Source organism: Marinomonas maritima, from assembly GCF_024435075.2.
GTDB classification, from domain to species: Bacteria; Pseudomonadota; Gammaproteobacteria; order Pseudomonadales; family Marinomonadaceae; genus Marinomonas; species Marinomonas maritima.
On the sequence record NZ_JAMZEG020000005.1, the window covers coordinates 1 to 21,642 of the forward strand.

Genomic DNA, 21,642 nt, shown 5'->3' on the forward strand with positions numbered 1-21,642 from the left:
TTTCCAATTTTGGATTAATAATATCTGATTCCGGTGAATTAGGTACAATCCAGCTTGATTTGAGTCGTTGTGTTTCAAGCTCAATCGCTTCGCGTTTTTTACAAAATGCAGCCCAACGTTCATCAGACACCAGACCCAATTCACGGCCTTTCTCTGTTAGGCGCATGTCGGCATTGTCTTCACGTAAAATCAAACGATATTCCGCACGACTGGTAAACATACGATAAGGTTCTTTGGTTCCCATAGAAATCAAATCATCTACCAATACACCAAGATAGGCTTCATCACGACGAGGTGTCCAAGCATCTTTATCTTGTGCCAGTAATGCCGCGTTTAAACCCGCCAATAAACCTTGCGCCCCCGCTTCTTCATAACCGGTTGTACCGTTGATTTGTCCGGCGAAAAACAAACCTGGCATGTGTTTGGTTTCTAAAGAATATTTTAAATCTTGAGGATTAAAGTAATCGTATTCGATAGCGTAACCAGGACGCATAATATGCGCGTTTTCCATTCCTTTCATCGAGCGAACTAGCTCAATTTGAACATCAAACGGCAAGGACGTCGAAATACCATTGGGGTAAAGTTCGTGTGTTGTTAAACCTTCTGGCTCAATAAAAATCTGATGTGAATTTTTATCCGCAAAGCGCACTATTTTGTCTTCAATAGAAGGACAATAACGCGGCCCTACCCCTTCAATTACACCAGTATACATAGGAGACCGATCCATACCAGCACGAATAATGTCATGAGTTCGTTCATTGGTATGGGTAATAAAACATTCAATTTGACGAGGATGCATCGCTCTATTTCCCATGTACGACATAACGGGCGTAGTGTCGTCGCCGGGTTGTGCTTGCATTTGGGAAAAATCAACTGAACGTGCATCAACTCTAGGCGGTGTACCTGTTTTTAAACGATCAACTCGAAACGGTAGAGCGCGTAACTTTTCGGCCAAACCTATTGAAGGTGGATCTCCAGCTCGGCCACCAGAATGATTCTGTAAACCAATGTGTATGATGCCACCTAAAAAAGTCCCCGCGGTTAACACGACGGTTTTACCATTAAAACGAATACCAGTTTGGGTAATAATACCTCGAGCGGCACCATCTTCAACGATGAGATCTTCTACGGATTGTTGAAAAAGCCAAAGATTTTCTTGATTTTCTAATTTATAACGAATAGCCGCTTTATATAATATGCGGTCAGCTTGAGCACGAGTTGCTCGAACAGCTGGACCTTTTCGAGAGTTCAAGGTGCGAAATTGAATACCTGCTTTATCGGTTGCCAATGCCATAGCACCATCCAAAGCATCAATTTCTTTTACTAAATGGGATTTTCCAATGCCACCAATAGCAGGGTTACAGGACATTTGTCCTAAAGTTTCAATGTTGTGGGAAAGTAACAATGTTTTAACGCCCATACGTGCTGAAGCCAAAGCAGCTTCTGTACCAGCATGTCCACCACCAACCACAATCACATCAAAGCGACTTGGGAAATCCACAGGAACCTCGGTATTACTAAATAGAAAAATGAATGAAAAACGATCAACTATCGATAAGGCCGCTTAGTATATAGGCAAAATTCTAAAAAGGAAGTGAGTGAAATCCCATTTACCCGGTCATCAATATTAATATATATAAGTAGTATATAAGGTCTTTTGTTATTGTTATGTTTATATAGGAAGCAAAAATCTGTTAGTAAGTATTTTTTATACATATAAATCATATTGATACAGCGATGACATCTTGTGAACTATCCCCCTCTCTTCCTGTGTTGTGGGTAACTTATTCCTGTGTATAAAAGTACCACTTATACACGGCCTGATTTTTACCTCTAAGTTGTTAAAAACTGTGCAAAACTTCTTATCAACCTATTACCATACTTATCAACAGGTGGTTTTTTTTAAATAGTCGATATTAAGTTGTTGATTTTTAAAAGTTTAATTTATTTTATAAGCATTTTTTTGCCTTTATTTTAAAAAAACAATCCACAAGCAAAAAAATTAAAATTTCTAATTAATTGTATTTTTATGACTTATAAATGTGAATAGTTTCCATAGACGCTGGTTTTCAAAGGGGTTGAAGCATTGTGGAGAAAGAAAGACAATTTTTTAAAATCACTCTCTGTGAGTAACTTTAATTTTTTGACTCTTTGAAAGTGACTTTAATCAAGGCTAACTGCCAAAATGAAGACTTGTTTGTATAGAGCAATAAAAAATAGCTACTTGTCGGTCGGAAAGGAAGGCTGACTGGGTCGTGATTGATAGGAATGTCACTGACTAGTAATGTAACTGACTAGCAATGAAGGCATCTCCTTAGTGGGCACGTCTTTCAAAAAAGTCACGTAAAAATGAAGGTTTGCTTTGTGGGGAGAAAGACAAATAAAAAAAGCGCCCTCTATACTTAATAGAGAACGCTTTTTATTGCTAGATTTTTTGTTCCTAAGAAGAACGAAGAAATTTAACGATTAGCTGTTTTTAAGGCTTTTCATGTCAATGATAAAGCGATATTTAACATCGCCTTTTTTCATGCGTTTATACGCCTCGTTGATATCTTGGATATTAATCATCTCAGCATCACATTCAATATTATGTTCAGCACAAAAATCTAATACTTCTTGAGTTTCTGCAATGCCACCAATCAAAGAGCCTGTCAGAATACGGCGTTTTAATACCAAATTAGCAGCATGAACAGTGGGATCCATTGGTTCAATCAAACCAACTAAAATGTGTACACCATCGACCTTTAAGCAATTGAGGTAGGGGTTTAAATCATGTTGAACAGGAATAGTGTCTAGTAAAAAATCAAAATTCATTGCCACTGCTTGCATTTGGGTGTCGTCGGTTGAAACAACAACGTGATCGGCGCCTTGTTTTTTTGCTTCGGCTATTTTATTTTCAGAACGAGTAAAAATAGTGACTTCCGCGCCCAATGCTTTGGCTAATTTAACCCCCATGTGACCTAAGCCGCCCATACCTAGAATACCAATTTTATCACCTGCTTTGACGCCATAATGACGCAGTGGTGAAAATGTGGTTACACCAGCGCATAATAATGGCGCTGCTTTACTGGCATCAAGTGCTTCTGGAATGGACAAAACGAATTTTTCACGGACAACGATATGATCAGAATAACCGCCGTAAGTTAAGGTGCCGTCAATTAAATCGTGAGCCCCATAAGTTCCAACGGGGTTATTATCACAATATTGTTCTAAGTCCGCTGAACAGTGTGAACAATGTTGACAAGAGTCAACCATACAACCAACGCCGACAACATCACCCACTTTGTATTTAGATACTTTACTGCCGATTTCTGTGACTTTACCGACAATTTCATGACCAGGAACGATTGGGTAATTACTTGGCCCCCAATCACTTTCCGCCGTATGAATATCAGAGTGACAAACACCACAATACAGAATATCTATATTTACATCGTCTTCACGAAGAGAGCGGCGTTCAAATGAAAATGGTGCTAAAGGGGTTGTTGCAGAGAGTGCCGCATACGATTTTGCTTGGCTCATAAATTATGACTCCAGAGTTTGAACATGAAATACGTGATGGCTAGTTTAGAGTAAATTTCCTCGTTTTGTGTTGTGCATTTTTGTTATAGTTTTGCCTATTCCTCTAAATAAAGAAAATTTAACTTTTCCTACACAATCTTGAGTGGATACTAAATTTATTGATTTTTTTATAGATAGGCCAATCGAAGATGACCGATAGAAACTTAGTTGATTTGATCAAAACTCTGATGATAGAGGATGGCTTTTTAGACACCTCAATTGCCAATGTTCGACTAATGCGCAGTGAAAAATCCTTCCCGAGGATGCCGCTTATTTACAGTCCAGGATTGACTATCATAGTTCAAGGTCGAAAAATTGGTTATTTAGGTGATCGTGAAATTCACTACAATTCCGGTCATTATTTAGTACAAACCCTTCCTTTGCCTTTTGAATGTGAAACCTTTGCCAGTAAAGAAGAACCCCTTTTTGGCGTGTCGATTAATATAGATCCTGCATTATTATCTGAGTTGGTTTCTGATACTACTGAAAGTAACTTAAAGCTGTCTGTACCTTATTTTCCCATGTCATCTGTTGCTATGAGTCCAGACATGGAAGAAGCCGTTAAACGACTTATTAGAGCGCTACATGATCCAAAAACCGCAAAAACCATGGGACAGAGTCGAGTGAGAGAAGTCATTTTTGAAGCTTTACAAAGCCCGCAAGGCGATGCTTTACGGGCCCTTGTTGTAAACCAAGGTCGTTTTTCTCAAATTGTCCATTCTTTGAAACAGCTGCAGTTGCAATTAGATCAAGAAGTGCGAATTGAACAACTCGCCGAAGGCGCCAATATGAGCGTTTCCAGCTTTCACCATCATTTTAAAGCCGTTGCAGGGTCTTCTCCTTTGCAATATTTAAAGAGACTCCGTTTATTGAAAGCGCAAATGCTGCTTAATCAAGGCCACCTAAATGTGGGCCAAATTGCTTTAGAAGTCGGCTACAAAAGCATTCATCAGTTTAGTCGAGATTATAAGCGGTATTTTGGTGTGCCACCGACCAAAGACAAGCAAAAAGATGAAGTGGCTGTGTGAAATAAGTTATACAGAAATTTGATTTTAGTAGACGACTGGTCTAAATTTATTGCTCTTGTGTTTTATCCGTATAGGTATGGCAATTTGCTCAATTTCATTCATGAACAAGACTTAATAATAAATGCCCCCGAAAAGCCTCGTCGAGGACGACCAAAAAAGCTGTCTGCTGATTCTTTTGATACGCGTGAATCTTTGTTAAGAGCAGGTATGTTAATGCTGACGGAAATCGGCTTTTCTCGTAGTGGTATTGACCCTATTTTAAAGTCTGTAGGGGTTCCTAAAGGGTCTTTTTATCACTATTTTTCTAGTAAAGAGGTGTTTGGTCTTGCTGTTCTTCAGCGCTATCGTTGTTACTTTGAAGCTAAATTAGATCGTTTTTTATTAGATGACGCTTTTTCTCCTTTAGAGCGATTGCAGCGGTTTGCAAAGGATGCTCAGGACGGTATTGTGCGTCATGACTTTAAACGAGGCTGTTTAGTGGGTAATTTAGAGCAAGAATCGCCTAATTTATCCAATGTGTTTCGTGAGCAACTTCAAGAGACTTATCAGAGCTGGCAAATTCGTGTCGCTGCGTGCCTTCTGCTGGCATTGAAAGCGGGTGAAATTAAGCTGCATAATTCTATTGAAGATACATCTCAAGCATTTTGGATTGGTTGGGAAGGTGCGGTTCACCGGACACGATTAATGAAAGACACTCAGCCCTTAAGTCTTTTCTTAGACTTCTTTATACAGGCGATTAAGGTGAAATAGCCTTGTTGTTCTCTGGAACCATGGAGCCAAGCATCATTACTTGGCTTTTTTTAGTTATTTAATTAGACGATCGGTCTAAAAGTGGAGGTAATATGTTTAAAGGTGTATTGATTACTCAAGAAGATAAAAAAAATTTAGTGTCTGTGACAGAATTGAATGAAAGCCAGTTGCCCGAAGGCGATGTCTTGGTGGATGTCTATTACAGTACGTTAAATTATAAAGATGGTTTAGCGATTACTGGTAAATCCCCCGTTGTTCGATCCTTTCCTATGGTGCCCGGTATTGATTTGGTTGGCAAAGTGACTCAGTGTGACTCAGACGCTTTTTCTGAAGGGGATTGGGTATTATTGAATGGTTTTGGGGTGGGTGAAATGCACTGGGGCGGATTGGCTGAAAAAGCACGCTTAAAAAGTGATTGGCTCATCCCACTTCCAAAAGGTATAGAACCTAAGCAATCTATGTCAATAGGTACAGCGGGTTACACCGCCATGTTGTCGGTTTTAGCCCTTGAAAAACAAGGTGTTATGCCTAATTCTGGCGAAATTCTTGTCACTGGGGCAAACGGTGGAGTGGGCAGCTTCGCCATTCGTTTGCTCAATCGTCTTGGTTATCATGTGGTGGCGTCAACAGGACGAATGGAAGAAACTGACTATTTAAAAGCACTTGGCGCCAGTGAGGTTATTGATCGCAATACGCTTTCTGAGCCGGGTAAACCTTTGCAAAAAGAGCGTTGGGCTGGCGTCATCGATTGTGTTGGTAGTCATACCCTAGCCAATGCCTGTGCGAGCACAAAATACGGCGGTGTTGTTACCGCTTGTGGCTTAGCGCAAGGCATAGACTTCCCTGCTTCCGTCGCACCGTTTATTCTGCGTGGCGTCAAACTCATCGGCATCGACAGCGTGATGCGCCCTAAAGCGGATCGTATTGAAGCTTGGCAGCGTTTAAGTGAATTACTACAACCACAAGATTTTGATGTAATCAGCACAGAAATTGGCTTAGAGGACGTTGTAGAAACGGCCTATAAATTACTTGATGGTCAAGTACGTGGTCGAGTGATTGTCGTAATAAGATAGGCTCTGTGATGAAAACAGCTTAGTTTATGGTGGAGTAAAAGCACAATCACAGATGCTATCTTGGCTGTTTTCCTTTCTTAACTTCAGTAATATGGCGTCGCCTTTATTATTGATTGGAGCCTCAATGTACGTTTTAGACCCAGCTATCGCCATGCAAATAGTCAGCCGTACCATGAGTATTTTGGGACACAATGTGAATGTAATGAACAATCGTGGTGTGATTCTTGGCTCGGGCGATAATCTGCGTATTGGTGCTATTCATGAAGGGGCGTTATTAGCGATTACTCAAAATAGAGTGGTAGAAATTACCTCAGAAGCCGCATCAGGACTTATAGGAGTAAAGCCCGGTATTAATTTACCTCTTCATTATCAAGGTCAAATTATTGGTGTTATTGGTATCACAGGGGAATTCAAAGAAATAACGCCTTACGGGCAGTTATTGAAAATGACCGCTGAGATAATCGTTGAGCAAGCCAATTTACAAGACAAACTACAATGGGAAAATCGCCAAAAAGAAGAGTTTATTCTGCAACTGATTAAGGGGGATCTCCGGGATAAACCTCAGCTCATCGAATGGGCTTCTCAGTTAGGTATTTCTCTTGAAACGCCTAGAGTTGCAGCGATTATAGAGGTGAGCGATATAAACTCTAAAACTTTGAATAACGGTCATGATACGAACAATCTGAAAGAGGTATTACACCTTTTACAGTATCCTGAGCGTGGAAATTTAGTCGCTATGACGTCTCTGAATCAACTGGTTATTTTAAAACCTGCTTTTTTAGATGGACATAACTGGGATCCTACCCTAGAAAGTGCGCGTATTGATGAACTCTTAAAACGTTTGCCTCATCATATCAAAGACGGTACAAAAATTGCTCTAGGGCATTATTTTCCAAATATAGATGGCATAGCGCATTCCTATCAAACGGCTCAGGAAACCTTGATCATTGGTAAGCAGTTTAACAATGAAGAGAGGAAGTATTTGTTTGAGGATTATTCTTTGCAGGTTTTATTATCTGGTCTTAAACATAATTGGCGAGGTGAGATTTTATCTAGTCATTACCAACAACTTCAATTCGCTGATAATAAAGGATCGTTACGAAAGACGCTCGCTGCCTACATTACTCATTTTGGGGATTTACAGCAGTGTGCTAATGCCTTACACATTCACCGTAATACGTTGCGGTATCGGTTAGATAAAATTCAACACATTACCCAATTAGACATTCATGCATTAGAGGGTCTTTTTAGACTCTATTTAGGCCAATTAATTGCGGATTAAATGACAGTAAAATGGCTTATTGAGAGTATAAAATTCAATAATTTTGTGCAAATGAACAAAAAAAGCATACAAAAGAGCGTTATATCCAGCTAAGTGGCTAAAGCTTAAGTTGGCTGTTTATTGAATAATAAAAGTCCTAAAAACAGGTGTCATTGACTCCAACACTAAAAATAAAAAAGGACATTACTCGATGAGCTTAGTACTGATCTTGATAGGGGTTATCGCCTTTATCGTCGTTGCAACATCTAAATTTAAACTTCACCCTTTCTTAACCCTGATATTAGCGGCATTTATCGCAGCGTTTGCTTATGGTTTACCTAGTAGTACCATTGCCAAAACGATTACATCGGGCTTTGGTGGGATTCTTGGATACATAGGACTAGTGATCGTCCTAGGTACGATTATTGGAACCATTTTAGAAAAAGCGGTGCCGCCATTACCATGGCCAATTGCGTTATTAAGCTTCTAGGAAAACGCTTTCCTACTTTAACCATGTCCTTGATTGGTTATATGGTTTCCATCCCCGTGTTCTGTGATTCTGGCTTTGTTATTTTAAACTCATTGAAACAGTCCATGGCAAATCGCATGAAAGTTTCCAGTGTGTCTATGAGTGTGGCTCTGGCCACTGGGCTTTATGCGACACATACCTTTGTACCGCCAACGCCTGGCCCTATTGCGGCGGCAGGGAACTTAGGCCTAGAGTCAAATTTGGGTTTGGTTATCTTGGTGGGTATTTTTGTCGCTGCTGTTGCGGCTTTGGCGGGAATGTTATGGGCAAATCACTTTACTAATATCGAGCCTGATGGTGAAGGCGCGGATGAACTAAAAGCTCAAAATGAAGATTACGAAACGTTAAAACAAAGCTACGGTACACTACCAAGCCCATTTAAAGCCTTTGCACCGATCTTTGTACCTATTTTATTAATATGCTTTGGATCTATTGCTGGTTTTCCTTCTGCACCTTTGGGAAAAGCGACTTTATACGATGCATTCGTCTTTTTAGGACAACCTGTAAATGCCTTGTTAATTGGCCTGTTTTTATCTTTATTACTGTTAAAAAGTGATAAAAAAATAGAAGAGTTTAGCGAGCGCATTAGCCAAGGTTTGGTTGTTGCTGCTCCTATTTTATTAATCACAGGTGCCGGTGGTGCCTTTGGTGCGGTTCTTAAAGCGACGCCGATTGGTGAATTTCTTGGTACATCATTGTCTGCGCTTGGTATTGGTATCTTTATGCCATTTATTGTCGCCGCCGCGTTAAAGTCAGCACAAGGGTCTTCTACGGTGGCTTTAGTCGCAACATCAGCTTTGGTTGCGCCAATGTTGGGTGATATTGGCTTAGCCAGTGAAATGGGTCGCGTATTAACCGTAATGGCTATTGGTGCGGGTGCTATGACGGTTTCTCATGCCAATGATAGTTTCTTCTGGGTTGTAACTCAATTTAGCCGTATGAGCGTATCACAAGCTTATAAAGCGCAAACGATGGCGACCCTGATTCAGGGTGCTACGGCAATGTGCCTTGTGTATATTCTGAGCTTGTTCTTACTTTAATAGATTGCTTTCGCGCTTATTTAGATAATTAGATAGGCGCACTTACTGCTTTGATTTAAAGATCAAAAGCATAAAAGGACGAGTATGAAAATCATTATTGCACCGGATTCTTTTAAAGAAAGCTTAACCGCGCTTGATGTCGCGAATGCAATTGAGACGGGCTTTCGTCAGGTATTTTCTGACGCGGAATACATCAAAGTGCCGATGGCCGATGGCGGAGAAGGCACGGTGCAATCTATGGTCGACGCGACGCAAGGTCATTTGGTCGACCTTGAAGTCACAGGGCCGTTGGGCAATCAAGTTAAGGCACAATATGGCATTTTGGGTACGGATAACGGTCAAGAACCAACCACTGCCGTGATCGAAATGGCGTCTGCTTCTGGTTTGCATTTGGTGCCACGAGATCAGCGAGATCCTTTCTTTACTACCAGTTTTGGTACTGGCGAGCTGATCAAAGACGCACTTGATCGGGGCATAAAGCACATCGTGCTTGGATTGGGTGGCAGTGCTACGAACGATGCCGGTGCAGGTTTAGCACAAGCGCTTGGCATTCAATTTAAAAACGATAAACAGCAAGCATTGCCGCTTGGTGGAATTGCATTGGCGCAATTGAGTTATGTTGATGTGAGTCAGGTACACCCTCTTTTGGCTGGATGTCGTTTTGATGTTGCGTGTGATGTTGATAATCCTTTGTGTGGCGAACGTGGCGCTTCCGCTATTTTTGGCCCACAAAAAGGTGCAACGCCCGATATGGTCGAGCAATTGGACAAGACGTTAGCCCATTTCGCGGATGTTTTAGTGCAAAATGGTTTTGACGATCACCGATTAGATTCCGGTGCAGGCGCTGCAGGCGGTATGGGGTTGGGCGCGAAAGTCTTTCTCAATGCGACACTAAAACCTGGTATCGAGATTGTTATGGAAACCGTTGGCTTAGCTGAAAAGCTTCAAGGCGCAGATTTGGTTATTACCGGCGAAGGTCGAATCGATGGCCAAACCGTCTTTGGTAAAACCCCAATGGGCGTGTTGAAACAAGCTAACGCAAATAGGGTTCCAACCATTGGTATTGCTGGTAGTTTGGGAACAGATGCAGAGGCTATTTTGGCTCATGGCATGTTGGCAATATTCCCCATAATTCCGGCGCTCGATAGCTTAGATAACGTCTTAGCTCAAGCTGAGATCAACCTAATTAACTCATCACGAAACATCGCCGCTACTATTCAATTAGGTCGTTTGATGAGCTAATTGATGTGATGGCCCACTTAATGTGATGGCCAATGAAAACGTTACGGTTTTTTTACGCGCCAATACCTCTGCCCTTTGCTACAGTCTTGCTTGTGCTCTTCCTTACTTAAAAGGCGTTGACAAGCGACACCATGAAAATGAAAACACCAACAATTCCCTCTCACTACTTAGCTGTGTTGGCTGTTAGCATGGCTTTGCTGATCAGCTATGGGTTGGATATTTGGCTTGGGTCCAATATTGCCGTTTTGCTGATTTTGCAATTGGCGGTGGTTGTGGTCGCTTTATACTGTCGTTCTCGTTGGGTGTATGGTGTGGCTCTGTTTGAAGCGCTTTGCTTTAACTTCCTGTTTACCATTCCGCGTTATTCGTTCGAGATGTTTAATGGCGATGACATGGTGAATTTACTGGTATTTCTGCTGGTGGCGGTGATCACCAGTAAATTGGCGGAGTTATATCAACATCAGCAACACCAATTAAAACAAGAGCAGCTGCGTAACAGTATTTTGTTGTCGGTTTCTCATGATTTACGCACGCCGCTGTCGACCATTATTGGTACTTTGAGTACTTTAAAAGAATACATGGATAAGCTCTCGGAGCAGGAAAAACAAGAGTTGCTAGACAGCGCCACCATCGAAAGTCACCGTCTTCATCAATACATAGAGAATTTACTGCAAGCGACAAAACTGCACCACGGCGTGGTGATACCAAGCGTGTCTGAGCAATCTGCCGTTGCCATTATTCATCTTGTTTTAGATCGCTTTAGTCAGCAAAAGCCCCGTTTAATCCTACAAATAGATGACAAGCTACCACTGGTTTCGGTGAGCGCTTCGCTTATTCAGCAGGCAATTTTTAATGTTATCGACAATGCCTTGCGATACTCACCAGCAGATAAAACGGTCACCATTTCGATAAAAAAATTAGATACAGATAACAAGCATTCACAGGTAGTTATAGAGGTACAAGATCAAGGGATTGGTGTTAGTTCAGCCCAGTCTGAGACTATCTTTGAGCTGTTTTACTCGGTCGACTCTTTCAAGCGAAATGACAGCGGTACTGGTTTAGGTTTAGCGGTATCAAAAGGCATTATTGCGGCTCACCATGGTTCTATTCAATCTATTCCTGTCGAGCAAGGCTGCTTGATTCGTATCTGTTTGCCTGCATGCGCTGAGCCGTCAATTAACGAAAAAGGTAATGCATCATGACGCCTTATAAAATCTTGGTGGTTGATGACGAACCACAAATCCACACCTTCATTCGAATTTCATTGGCTGCTGAAGGGTTTGATTATTATGGTGCAGAATCCATCGCCGCTGCAAAACATGTGATTGAACAAGAGTCACCACATGTATTGATATTGGATCTGGGATTACCTGACGGCGACGGCATGGATTTGGTCAACTTTGTGCGTGCCACCAGCAACACGCCCATTCTTATTTTGACTGCCCGGGATGAAGAAGATGAAAAAATTCGTCTGCTTGAAGCAGGCGCGAATGATTACCTAAGCAAACCCTTTGGTATTCGAGAATTGATTGTTCGAGCGAAAGTTTTGTTGCGGGATTTAGTAAATACCCAGGCATTATCAGACAGTCTAGAAGCCAGCGGTATCAAGTTAGAAATCAGCACCAATCAGGCTTGGTTACAAGGTTCACCCTTGGCGTTAACTAAGAAGGAATTTGCCTTTTTACGCATGTTGATGACCACGCCAGACAAACTGGTGATGCAAGAAGAGCTACTAGCCAAAATTTGGGGTGTGACTCACACCCGAGATTCGCATTACTTGCGGATTTTAGTCAGCCAACTGCGTAAAAAGCTCAACGATAATGCCAATGATCAGCGTGTTATCAAAACGGAACCTGGCTTAGGTTATCGCTTGTTATCGGACAGTTAACTCATTAAAAAACTCTCAAAAGGCATAAATAAAAGGTAATCAATATGGCGCATTTTACGGTGATTGGTTTAGGGCGTTTTGGTATTGCAGCAAGCATGGAGCTTATTTATTTAGGCCATACGGTAACGGGCGTAGATCGAGATGCAAAAATTGCTGAAAAGTATGTCGATGACTTCACTCAAGTAATGATTTGTGATTCCACCGACGAAAACGCGTTAAAAGAGCTCGACCTAATTAACAGCGATGCTGTGCTGGTGGCCATTGGCGAAGACATGGAATCCAGCCTGTTGTGCATCTTGGCGCTGAAAAAGATTGGCGTGAAAGAAATCTGGGTCAAAGCCAGTAGCCGCGCACATCACACTATTGTTTCCAAACTTGGCGTGGCGCGTATTATTCATCCTGAAGAAGAAATGGGTGTGCGTGTTGCTCAGGCACTGAATTACCCGATGGTGAATGATTACTTGTCTATCGGTCATGGTTTGTACGTGGTGGAAATTCATATCAAACCACAACTAGATAGGCGTCCTCTTAGCGATGTTTTAGACCCAGCAAAAGGAAAAGTCGATGCTGTGATGGTTAAACGTGAGCAAGAGACGTTTTTGCAATTAGATAAAACCTTTGTGCTGAAAGAAAAAGATATCTTGTTGCTGTGTGGCCCTCGCAGTGAACTAAAACACATTGCACCAAGGTTGGCTTGAGATGGTAAATTGGGATCCTGCCGTTGCCGCCATAGAACGTCACCCAAAAGCGGCGAAAAAAATCATGGCGGCGCCACCTTTGATTTTATGTGGTGGTTTCTTATTGCTGATTATTATCGGTACCTTGCTGCTTAAATTACCGATCGCTACCACACAACCTATTTCGTGGTTACACAGTGTTTTTACCGCCACGTCTGCTGTTACTGTGACTGGCTTAGTGGTAGAGGATACTGGCACTGCCTTTACCACGTTTGGGCAAGTGGTGATTGCGATTTTGATCCAGTGCGGCGGTCTTGGCCTAATGACCTTCGCTATCGTGACTCTCGTCGCGTTGGGCGGTCGAATTGGTTTTTTGCAACGCACGGTAGCCATTGAAGCATTCAATCAAACAGATGCCTCTAGCATCGTTTCTACGGCCAAATCAGTATTACTATTTTCCTTGATTGTAGAAATCATCGGTATGTTAATTCTCGCGGTACATTGGAGTGATACCTTGGGTTGGAAAACCAGTTTATTTCATGGCTTTTTCTACACCATCAGCGCCTTTAATAACGCCGGATTTGCGCTTTCCTCGGATAGTTTGATGCCCTACGTGGCCGATCCTATCGTGAATTTTACGATTAGCGGCTTGATCATCATCGGTGGTTTGGGTTTTTCCGTATGGATTGATCTGATGAAAAACCGCCGCTGGGCGAGACTTTCTCCCTACAGCAAAATGATGATTACCGGCACCATTGTCATTAACCTTGTTGCCTTGCTTGCCATCTATTTTATTGAATACAGCAACCCGAATACTCTTGCTCCACTTAGTGAAACAGGCAAATGGCTGGCGTCTTGGTTTCAAGCGGTTACCCCGCGCACGGCGGGTTTTAACACCCTCGCCATAGAAGAACTAAGAGATGCCACGACCGCGCTGATGTTAGTGCTGATGTTCATTGGTGGTGGGTCATTGAGTACCGCCAGTGGCATCAAGGTGGTGACTTTTATGCTGCTGGTCTTAGCAACCTACGCTTATCTGCGCCGTGATGAAGAAGTAAACGTTTTTAAGCGCGAGATTCCTAAGGAAGTGATAAGCAAAGCTCTGGCCTTGAGTATGATTTCCATCGGTGTCACTTGGTTAGCGATCTTCATTTTATTGGTGAGTGAAAAACACGCCCAAATGATCGACGTCGTCTTCGAAGCCGTCTCGGCATTGGGCACCGTTGGCCTTTCTCGTGGGTTAACCGGATCATTGAGTAACACGGGGGAAGGCATCATTATCTTCTTGATGTTCATCGGCCGCCTCGGGCCATTGACGCTGGCCTACTTCCTCGCCAGCCCAAGAAGCAAAAAAGTCCGCTATCCAAAAGTCAAAATGACCGTGGGATAGGGATTCTCCAGTGATGGTCTGGGGTTAGACGGAGGATAAATTTCTCTCGGCTCTGACTCACCTTTTTTTCAACTTTCTTTAGCTATCTTGATGTTTTCTCGCATTTTTAAATACAGTGGGATAGTGTTGATGGGTAAATAATATGAGCAGGGTTACTCTCATCAAATAGTAAGGATCAATAGAGTATAGAGGTTGACTGAATGACAGATAAAATCCCACAAGCACCTCAAGGTGAGTTTGTTTTATTCACCAGTGTTGACGGTCAAACCCGCGTCGAGTGTCGTTTTGAGTCCGATACGTTGTGGCTTTCTCAGGCTGCAATGGCTGAGCTGTATGATAAAGACGTTCGTACGATTAATGAGCACCTAATCAATATCTACAATGAAGGTGAGCTTGTACAAAACGCAACCATCCGGAAATTCCGGATAGTTCGATTAGAAGGTGCTCGTCAAGTTTCTCGTGAAATTGATCACTACAATCTCGAGGCAATTCTGTCGGTAGGCTATAGAGTTCGTTCGCAACGTGGTACACAGTTTCGCCAATGGGCGACACAAGTGCTGAAAGAGTACCTTATCAAGGGATTTGCTATTGATGACGAGCGCTTAAAAAATCCGCCTGTTGGTCATTCCGCGGTGCCGGATTACTTTGATGAAATGCTGGAACGCATTCGCGATATCCGAGCCAGCGAACGACGTATTTATCTGCGGGTAAAAGAAATTTTCACAATGGCCGCCGATTACGAGCCATCCAACCAAGAGACCAACCGCTTCTTTCAAATCATTCAGAACAAGCTTCATTATGCCAGTACACATATGACGGCCGCTGAGCTTATCGCTAGCCGTGTGGATGCCAGTAAATCGGATATGGGCTTAACTAGCTATAAAGGCGATGAAGTGCGCAAGACAGACGTCACTGTTGCAAAGAACTATCTACGTGAAGATGAAATCAAAGAGCTCAATCGTATCGTTAATATGTGGCTCGATTTTGCTGAAGACCAAGCTTTACGCCGCAAGCAGGTATTCTTGCAAGACTGGGCTGATAAGCTTGATCAGTTCTTGAGTTTTAATGATCGGGATATATTAAATGGAGCTGGAAAAATCTCCAAAAAAGCAGCAGATGATAAGGCTAAATTGGAATTTGACAATTTTGCAGAGCAGCGCCGTCGCTTGAAAGAGGCTGAGGGTGAACAAGCAAATATAGCGGCGCTCAATGCGATGGCTAACAAGGACAAATAGCCGCCATATCTAGGTTAGTGCTCCTGAATGAATTTTCTGAGCACATCTGACGCAAGAATAGAAAATACCTTCTAATCACTTCCCAATACAAAACGAGCCAAAAATACGGCCAAGCAAGTCATCACTGGTAAACGCGCCGGTGATTTCGCTCAGGGCTTGTTGGGCTTCTTTTAAATCTTCCGCGAGCAATTCCCCTGCGCCGTAGCCGTGAAGTTGCTCGTCCCCTGCGTCTAAAAAGCGTTTTGCCTTGTTAAGCGCTTCGATATGTCGACGACGAGCGATAAAACCGCCCTCTGTCGTGCTGTCGAAGCCCATAACGGCTTTTAGGTGATCGGTAAGATCATTAACGCCCTCACCTGTTTTTGCCGATAGAGAGATCACAGGGACACCTGAGACCATTTCAATGCCTGTGCTTTCTTTGGTTAAGTCGACTTTGTTACGCACTAAGGTTAGATGTTTGGTGTCGCCGAGTTTTTCCATGAATTCTGGCCAAATCTCGCTTGGATCTTTTGAATCAATAGATTGGCTATCGACCATCATTAAAATACGATCGGCTTTGCTGATTTCGTCCCATGCGCGCTGAATCCCGATGCGCTCTACTTCGTCTGGGCTATCGCGTAAGCCAGCGGTGTCGATAATATGGAGCGGCATACCATCTAGATGAATATGTTCGCGCAAGACGTCACGCGTTGTGCCTTCGATGTTGGTCACGATGGCGGATTCTTTCCCTGATAAGGCGTTTAGCAAGCTGGATTTTCCGGCGTTTGGACGGCCTGCTATCACGACGTTCATACCTTCACGAATCAAGGCGCCTTGGTTGGCTTCTTTTAAAACGGTTTGCAGCTTAGCTTGAATCCCAGCCAATTCCGCGGCGACTTTGCCGTCACCAATGAAGTCTATCTCTTCTTCTGGGAAATCAATCGCCGCTTCCACGTAAATACGCAGATTAATCAAGGCTTCGACCAGTTCGTCAACGCGCTTTGAGAAGGCGCCTTGCAAGGATCGTAGTGCGCATTTAGCCGCTTGCTCAGACGTGCTGTCTATCAGATCGGCAATGGCTTCCGCTTGGGTTAAGTCCATCTTATCGTTCATGAAGGCGCGTTCTGAAAACTCTCCTGGGCGGGCTAAACGTGCACCAAGGGCAACGCAATGACTCAACAACATGTCCATAATCACTGGACCGCCATGTCCTTGTAGTTCAAAAACATCTTCGCCTGTGAAGGAGTTTGGACCAGGGAAATACAGCGCTAAGCCCATATCGAGCTGATCGTCGCTAGCGTCTTTGAAGGGGACGTAATGGGCGTAACGCGGTTTAGGTTCAAAGCCGACGATTTGTTTGGCAATGGACAAGCTCTTTGGACCGGATAATCGGATGATCCCTACGCCACCCCGGCCGAGTGCGGTGGCTTGTGCGGCGATCGTGTCTTGGTCTGTGGCGTATTGGAAATCGGTCATAATCAAACTCTGTGCGGTGAACTGGAAAAAAGAATGAGTAGAAATTATCGCCATTGTCTATTAGCAAGGAAATCATGGCAATCTAAACGTAAAAAAGGCCTCCCAATGGGAAGCCTTTTTTATCGAAGAGCAGATTAACGCGAGTGCGTTATGCTTCTCGTTCGATACGTTTGGTAATGATGTACTGCTGTATGATCGACAAGCTGTTGTTGGTTACCCAGTACAAAACGAGACCGGCTGGGAACCACAAGAAGAAGAAAGTAAATGCGATAGGCATAATTTTCATAATACGCGCTTGCATTGGATCTGGAGGCGTTGGGTTCAACATTTGTTGTCCCATCATACTTAGACCCATCAAAATTGGCAGTATAAAGTACGGATCCATTACCGCTAAGTCATTGATCCAAAGGAAGAATGGAGCATGACGCAACTCAACGGATTCCATCAATACCCAGTACAAAGAAAGGAAAACTGGCATTTGAACCAAAATAGGTAAGCAGCCACCCAGAGGGTTAATTTTCTCTTTTTTGTACAGTGCCATCATGGCTTGCGACATTTTTTGTCTATCATCACCATGCTGTTCTTTCAGCTTAGCAATTTCAGGGCCGAATTTACGCATTTTCGCCATTGAACGGTAGCTTGTGGCAGACAACTTGAAGAAGATGGCTTTCACACAAACAACGATCAAGATAATGGCAATACCCCAGTTAATCACGAAAGATTGAATCAAGGTTAGCAACCAGAATAGTGGTTTAGCCAACCACCACAACCAGCCGTAATCGACAGTCAAATCTAGGTTTTCAGCAGTACTTTCAAGATGATCTTGTAGTTTTGGGCCAACGTAGAACGTAGAACTCAAAGTACCTTGTTTACCAGGTGCAATTTCAACAGGAGAACCTGTGAAGCCGATGATGTTGAAATCACCATTGGTTCGCGCTTGCAAGGTAACTTTTTGACCTTGTTCTGGAACCCAAGCAGTCACAAAATAATGTTGCAGTACGGCAATCCAACCTTTTGTTGTGGTTGTTTTAACCGGTTCTTCTTTCATATCCGAAAAAGATATTTTGTTGTACTTGTTTTGCTCATCCGATAACGCACCACCTAAATAAGGCTGTAGGCCCATGCTGGTCGCTTGGCTTGGATCTGGCGTATTGTCACGCTTGATTTGAGCAAACAAGTTACCGCGCCATGTTGAAGACGTTGCGTTGTCCACGGTGATCAACTGACGAATACGGTATTTTCCTTTGGAGAAGCGGAAAGTTTTGGTGTATTTAACGCCTTTTGCATCGGTGTAATACAGATTCACATCAAGTGAATCTTCACCATCAGCTAAACGGTAAGACGTCTTTTCTGCTTGGTAAACTGGGCGACCTTCAGTAGAAGCATCGGGACCATTTTGACCAACCAAGCCGCTTTGCGTCACGTATGTGCGCTCAGAGCCGTCTTCTAAGATAACAAAAGGATCAGGTTTGCCTAATTCTTTTTTGTACTGAAGAAGGGCTGCTTCAACAAGGTCACCACCAATAGGGTTAATAGCAACACGTAATGTATCGGTTGTTACTATAATCAATTTTCCTGGTGCAATATTAGTTGCACTTTGCGGAATTTCTATATTGGCATTGGTTGTGGTGCTTTGAATTGCCAAAGGCAAATCATCGCTCATTTGAGTATTTGTCTCAGATTGAGAGCTTTGAGCTACGCTTTGAGTGGACTGAGGACCATAATCTTGGCTCCACTGTAGAAACAGTAGGTAGCCACTGATAAAAAGCGCACCCCATAAAAAGTAACGTCTGAAATCCATGGTATTCAACTAATTTGTTTGGTTGGACAATAGGTTCACAGAACCCTGATTAAAATCACGCGCTATTAAACCAGCCTTTGGCAGTTTTTTCAGCCTATTTCTGCTTAGAGTGATCGCGTTTTTTATTTTGAGTGGGTTTTAGTGCTTTTTTCGCCAGTTGATCCCATGCTTTTTCCAAGCGTTTGTGCAGATCAGGGTTGTCTAGCTCTTTGATACCTTGCCGTGCTAGAAAGACAATGTCTAGACCTTCAAGGAGCGTTTTATTATGGCGAAATGAATCACGTACCAAGCGTTTGATACGATTCCTGCCCACCGCACGTTTATCCGTTTTCTTAGACACAATAAGACCCAACCGAGTTTGGTTATCATCTCGTTTTCGTGCCAATAAAAGGAATTCGCCTGCGAAGACTTTGGAGGAAGTGTCATTAAAGACGGATTGATAATCCCCGGCATTCAGTAGTCTGACATGCCGGGGAAAACAATAATCGGTCATCAGCGGTTTTATGCGCTTAATACCTTGCGGCCGCGGGCACGACGGCGAGCGACAATTTGGCGTCCGCTTTTAGTTGCCATACGAGCACGGAAGCCGTGGTTACGTTTGCGTTTCAAAACGCTAGGTTGGAAAGTTCTTTTCATCTTTATTCTCTCACTGAATGCAGTGTTTGAGTTTTGAGGGTTAGCGACCGCCAAGCCTCTACAATTGATCGTCAAATCAGGGCGCGGATTTTAGTGCCTTTCTCTAGTTAATTCAATGCCTAACACAGTTTTATTATTTAAAAAATGGTCTTTTAAAATATTAAACACTTACGCACAGAGTTTTACCCTATTAGTGGATAAATGAAATTAGAATATTTTTTCTTATCCACAGGCTTTGTTTTTATTTCATTATTGTGCATAAAAATCAAAAAGATAATCTTACTTATCCTTGTGTATAACATAAAAATAATTCATTATTACTGTGTGTATAACTCATCCTTTTATACACATGGAAAAACTTTATCTACTGATGTGTATAACATTGGCTGTTATTAACATTTCTCTCTTTTCGGCAGAGTTGTTCCGTTTTTTCTATTAATGTGTGGATAACTTCACATGAGCGAGGTAAAATCCGCTTCTTATCTGTCACTCAACCAGGGAGTACGTCTACAGTGTCTTTGGAACATTGGAATCTTTGTCTGCAGCGCTTGCAGGGTGAGTTTTCCACATCCCAGTTCAACACCTGGATCCGTCCATTACAGGCTGAAATGATGCCGAATGGAGAGTTGTGCTTAAGTGCACCGAATCGTTTTGTGTTGGATTGGGTGAGTAACAAATATCAAATGCGCATAAAAGAGTTATTGTCTGAATTTGCAGGTGATGATCTTGCCCCGCCTTTAAAATTGACAGTGACCGCTCAAAACTTTGCTCAAGCAAATCAGATGTCTCCACCTCCCCCTCCAATCCCTAGTGCGCCGGTTTCCAGCCCTTTAAATAATGAAGTGGCTAGAGAATCCGGCTATCGTCCTGGATTTGGGCTAATGGATGACGAAGAAGGCTCGCCACCAGCGGGTCTTGAATTTGAAGCCCCTTTGACACTTTCTGCGACGGGAAGAGGATTACGCGGGGAACTTGAACCGTATGAACAGGGTCAGTTACCTTTAGCAGCTCCAAAACGTAAAGTTCAGGTAGAAGGTGGGATCAATCACGGTGCGAATCTGAATAATTCATTTACCTTTGACAACTTTATAGAAGGTAAATCTAACCAGCTTGCTCATGCGGCCGCATTACAGGTTGCTGAAAATCCCGGTGGTGCATACAACCCTCTGTTTATTTATGGTGGCGTTGGTTTGGGTAAAACCCACTTAATGCAAGCCGTGGGCACCGAGTTAATGCGTCACAATCCGAATGCCAAAGTGGTCTATTTGCATTCTGAACGTTTTGTGGCGGATATGGTAAAAGCGCTACAATTGAACGCGATTAATGATTTTAAACGCTATTATCGTACGGTTGATGCGTTACTAATTGATGATATTCAGTTTTTTGCCGGTAAAGACCGAACACAAGAAGAATTTTTTCATACGTTCAATGCGCTACTAGAAGGTGGTCAGCAGATGATTCTAACCTGTGACCGCTATCCAAAAGAGATTCAAGGGCTAGAAGATCGTCTTAAGTCTCGTTTTGGTTGGGGACTAACGGTTGCTATTGAACCGCCAGAACTGGAAACGCGAGTCGCTATTTTGATGAGCAAAGCGGAAGAAAGTGGCATTAAGTTATCTTATGACTCCGCTTTCTTTATTGCTCAAAAAATACGTTCAAACGTGCGAGAATTAGAAGGCGCTTTAAAACGTGTTATTGCCAACTCACATTTTACGGGTCGAGCAATTACACCGGATTTTGTTCGTGAGTCCTTAAAAGACCTTTTGGCCTTGCAAGATAAGCTGGTAAACATTGATAATATCCAGCGAATTGTGGCGGAATACTACAAAATTAAAATCAGTGACCTACTGTCGAAGCGTCGTAGTCGGTCCGTTGCACGTCCTCGTCAAGTGGCGATGTCGTTAGCAAAAGAATTAACGAATCACAGTTTGCCAGAGATTGGTGATGCATTTGGTGGACGTGATCATACGACTGCCTTGCATGCGATTCGTAAAATAAAAGAACTGCAAGATACGGATTCGGATATCCGTGAAGACTACAAACAATTGATGCGAATTCTGACCACCTGATGGTCTA

17 protein-coding genes and 1 pseudogene are annotated in these 21,642 nt (G+C 42.8%); 12 read left to right on the forward strand and 6 right to left on the reverse strand.

The window, feature by feature from the left end; all coding sequences use genetic code 11:
• Positions 1 to 1,501, reverse strand: a 1,501-nt coding sequence (gene mnmG / locus M3I01_RS17425) for a tRNA uridine-5-carboxymethylaminomethyl(34) synthesis enzyme MnmG (protein WP_255897214.1), incomplete at its 3' end; no start/stop codon positions are given.
• A gap of 965 nt (positions 1,502 to 2,466) precedes the next feature.
• Positions 2,467 to 3,522 (reverse strand): NAD(P)-dependent alcohol dehydrogenase, encoded by a 1,056-nt coding sequence (locus M3I01_RS17430; RefSeq protein ID WP_255897204.1) that lies wholly within the window; start codon positions 3,520 to 3,522, stop codon positions 2,467 to 2,469.
• Between the two features lie 188 nt (positions 3,523 to 3,710).
• On the opposite strand from M3I01_RS17430, the gene M3I01_RS17435 reads away from it, so the two are divergent.
• The 11 genes and pseudogenes from M3I01_RS17435 (at position 3,711) to M3I01_RS17485 (ending at position 15,674) form a co-directional block, all read left to right on the forward strand.
• The gene (locus M3I01_RS17435) at positions 3,711 to 4,589 is read left to right on the forward strand and encodes an AraC family transcriptional regulator (protein WP_255897203.1); all 879 of its coding nucleotides are present in this window, start codon (positions 3,711 to 3,713) and stop codon (positions 4,587 to 4,589) included.
• Positions 4,590 to 4,673: 84 nt separating this feature from the next.
• Entirely contained in the window at positions 4,674 to 5,339 is a 666-nt protein-coding gene (gene acuR, locus M3I01_RS17440; protein ID WP_255897201.1) for an acrylate utilization transcriptional regulator AcuR, read from the forward strand.
• A 92-nt stretch (positions 5,340 to 5,431) separates the two neighbouring features.
• Positions 5,432 to 6,412 (forward strand): acrylyl-CoA reductase (NADPH), encoded by a 981-nt coding sequence (gene acuI, locus M3I01_RS17445; protein WP_255897199.1) that lies wholly within the window; start codon positions 5,432 to 5,434, stop codon positions 6,410 to 6,412.
• Positions 6,413 to 6,536: 124 nt separating this feature from the next.
• On the forward strand, positions 6,537 to 7,694 hold the full coding sequence (locus tag M3I01_RS17450) for a sugar diacid recognition domain-containing protein (RefSeq protein ID WP_255897198.1): 1,158 nt from the start codon (positions 6,537 to 6,539) through the stop codon (positions 7,692 to 7,694).
• Between the two features lie 190 nt (positions 7,695 to 7,884).
• Positions 7,885 to 9,242 (forward strand): annotated as a pseudogene (locus M3I01_RS17455) (GntP family permease).
• 84 nt (positions 9,243 to 9,326) lie between these two features.
• A complete protein-coding gene (locus M3I01_RS17460) occupies positions 9,327 to 10,484 on the forward strand; it encodes a glycerate kinase (protein ID WP_255897215.1) in 1,158 nt (385 codons plus the stop codon).
• Between the two features lie 131 nt (positions 10,485 to 10,615).
• Positions 10,616 to 11,686, forward strand: coding sequence for a sensor histidine kinase (locus tag M3I01_RS17465; RefSeq protein ID WP_255897216.1), 1,071 nt, complete (start codon positions 10,616 to 10,618; stop codon positions 11,684 to 11,686).
• Complete coding sequence (locus tag M3I01_RS17470; protein WP_275565213.1) at positions 11,683 to 12,372, forward strand: response regulator transcription factor; 690 nt, start codon at positions 11,683 to 11,685, stop codon at positions 12,370 to 12,372. The genes M3I01_RS17465 and M3I01_RS17470 overlap by 4 nt, the downstream gene beginning before the upstream one ends.
• 44 nt (positions 12,373 to 12,416) lie before the next feature.
• A complete protein-coding gene (locus M3I01_RS17475) occupies positions 12,417 to 13,070 on the forward strand; it encodes a potassium channel family protein (protein ID WP_255897219.1) in 654 nt (217 codons plus the stop codon).
• Between the two features lies 1 nt (position 13,071).
• The gene (locus M3I01_RS17480; protein WP_255897220.1) at positions 13,072 to 14,439 is read left to right on the forward strand and encodes a TrkH family potassium uptake protein; all 1,368 of its coding nucleotides are present in this window, start codon (positions 13,072 to 13,074) and stop codon (positions 14,437 to 14,439) included.
• A gap of 200 nt (positions 14,440 to 14,639) precedes the next feature.
• A complete protein-coding gene (locus tag M3I01_RS17485; protein WP_255897221.1) occupies positions 14,640 to 15,674 on the forward strand; it encodes a virulence RhuM family protein in 1,035 nt (344 codons plus the stop codon).
• 75 nt (positions 15,675 to 15,749) lie between these two features.
• Here the strand turns inward: M3I01_RS17485 and mnmE are convergent, their stop codons facing one another.
• From mnmE to rpmH, 4 genes are all read right to left on the reverse strand, one after another.
• Positions 15,750 to 17,129 (reverse strand): tRNA uridine-5-carboxymethylaminomethyl(34) synthesis GTPase MnmE, encoded by a 1,380-nt coding sequence (gene mnmE, locus M3I01_RS17490; RefSeq protein ID WP_275565214.1) that lies wholly within the window; start codon positions 17,127 to 17,129, stop codon positions 15,750 to 15,752.
• A 148-nt stretch (positions 17,130 to 17,277) separates the two neighbouring features.
• On the reverse strand, positions 17,278 to 18,930 hold the full coding sequence (yidC, locus tag M3I01_RS17495) for a membrane protein insertase YidC (protein ID WP_255897222.1): 1,653 nt from the start codon (positions 18,928 to 18,930) through the stop codon (positions 17,278 to 17,280).
• 94 nt (positions 18,931 to 19,024) lie between these two features.
• Complete coding sequence (gene rnpA, locus M3I01_RS17500; protein ID WP_112135447.1) at positions 19,025 to 19,423, reverse strand: ribonuclease P protein component; 399 nt, start codon at positions 19,421 to 19,423, stop codon at positions 19,025 to 19,027.
• A gap of 8 nt (positions 19,424 to 19,431) precedes the next feature.
• Positions 19,432 to 19,566: a 50S ribosomal protein L34 gene (rpmH, locus tag M3I01_RS17505; RefSeq protein ID WP_084035504.1), complete on the reverse strand. Its 135-nt coding sequence runs from the start codon at positions 19,564 to 19,566 to the stop codon at positions 19,432 to 19,434.
• A 512-nt stretch (positions 19,567 to 20,078) separates the two neighbouring features.
• Between rpmH and dnaA the strand changes: the two genes are divergently transcribed.
• A complete protein-coding gene (dnaA, locus tag M3I01_RS17510; protein ID WP_255897225.1) occupies positions 20,079 to 21,635 on the forward strand; it encodes a chromosomal replication initiator protein DnaA in 1,557 nt (518 codons plus the stop codon).
• Positions 21,636 to 21,642: the final 7 nt, after the last annotated feature.